This is a genomic window from Inquilinus limosus MP06, from assembly GCF_000767795.1.
Classification (GTDB): Bacteria; Pseudomonadota; Alphaproteobacteria; order DSM-16000; family Inquilinaceae; genus Inquilinus; species Inquilinus limosus_E.
In genome coordinates, this window is the sequence record NZ_JANX01000939.1 from 1 (window position 1) to 1,434 (window position 1,434).

General features: G+C 71.0%; 2 protein-coding genes. Both read right to left on the reverse strand.

Annotated features, from left to right (window positions below):
* Window positions 1-111: 111 nt before the first annotated feature.
* Window positions 112-558 carry a ribosome silencing factor gene (gene rsfS, locus P409_RS34180; protein ID WP_430515684.1) on the reverse strand — a complete coding sequence of 149 codons (447 nt, stop codon included), beginning with the start codon at window positions 556-558 and terminating at the stop codon, window positions 112-114.
* Window positions 539-1,207 (reverse strand): nicotinate-nucleotide adenylyltransferase, encoded by a 669-nt coding sequence (locus P409_RS34185; protein WP_081992207.1) that lies wholly within the window; start codon window positions 1,205-1,207, stop codon window positions 539-541. Before P409_RS34185 ends, rsfS begins: the two co-directional genes overlap by 20 nt.
* Between the last annotated feature and the right edge of the window lie 227 nt (window positions 1,208-1,434).

Consider the following 1,434-nt stretch of genomic DNA (forward strand, 5'->3'; position numbering starts at 1 on the left):
GGGCCAGGCGGAACGGCCGGCATAGTCGTCGAACAGGTCGCGCAGCGGCCCAGGCCGGGCGCGGCCGACCGCGGCGATGGTCAGCCGCATGGCGGAAGCGTCGGTGCCGGCTTACGCGGTGCCGATGCGGGTCACCCGCTCGGCGTCGTCGTCCCACATCTTCTCGATCGCGTAGAACTCGCGCACCTCGGGCCGGAACAGATGGACGACCACGTCGCCGGCATCGATCAGCACCCAGTCGCCCCGCTGCTGGCCTTCCATCTGGACGGGCCCGGGCGCCAGCGGCTTCAGCTTCTCCAGCAGGTGGTCGGCCATGGCGGCGACCTGGCGCGAGGAGCGGCCGGTGGCGATGATCAGGCTGTCGGCGATGGAGGACCGGCCGGTCAGGTCGATCACGACCAGATCCTCGGCCTTGTCGTCGTCGAGCGACGTGAGGGCGGTCTCGAGCAGGGGCCGGGCAAGGCTGGCCGCGAGGCCCGGCGGCAGACGCCCGGCTTCGGCCAGGGGCGTCTCGGTGTTCGGTCGTATGGCGTTCACCTCATGGTTGTGCGGCGGCACGGCGCTGTTGTTGCGACGCGGCGTCGGCGGGATCGCGGTGAAGCCTTCGCGCGGCCCTCAGCGCCGTGGCCGAGGCCGGGTGACGCTTCGCCAGGAAGAACACCCAGGCCGGTGGGGCCGTTCCGGCCAGAGCCCGGGTGTGATCCTGGTCGATCCGCGCCCGCGCGAACCGCTGCGCCGCCAATCCCGACAACGCCCTTAGAGAATAGGAAGGACGGTCGTAGACGGCAACCGGCACGGTCTCGAAGATTTTCGTCCAGCGCTGCCAGTGGCGGATCTGCGCCAGGTTGTCGGCCCCCATCAGCCAGACGAACTCGGTGCGCGGGAAGCGGGCGGCCAGTTCCTTGAGCGTGTCGGCGGTGAACCGGGTGCCGAGATCCGCCTCGATGCCGGTGACGACGATGCGCGGGTGGCGGGCGGCGCGGCGGGCGGAGTCGATCCGCTCGGCGAAGGGCGCCATGCCGGCGGCCGGCTTCAGCGGATTCTGCGGCGACACCAGCCACCACACCGCGTCCAGCCCCAGCCGCTTCATCGCCTCGACACTGATATGCCGGTGCCCGGCATGGGCCGGGTTGAACGACCCGCCGAGCAGCCCGACGCGGCACCCGTCCCAGATCCGGCCGTAGCGGGGATTGGGCGGGGTCATCATGACGAGGTCCCGCCTGCGGGATGGGCGGCGACTGCAGCATCCGTCCTCCCCCCGCGAACTGTCGGATCCACAGATCTGTGGAATGAGCTTCTTAAGTCCCCCCTCCCCTTGCGGGAGGGGGGTAGGGAGGGGACGTGTGCGCGTCCGCGCGCGAATGGGCAGGGCGCTGAACTCGCCGTCCACGCCGGTTTTGCGACGGTCCGGGCCGGCTCAAGCCGAGAGAACCC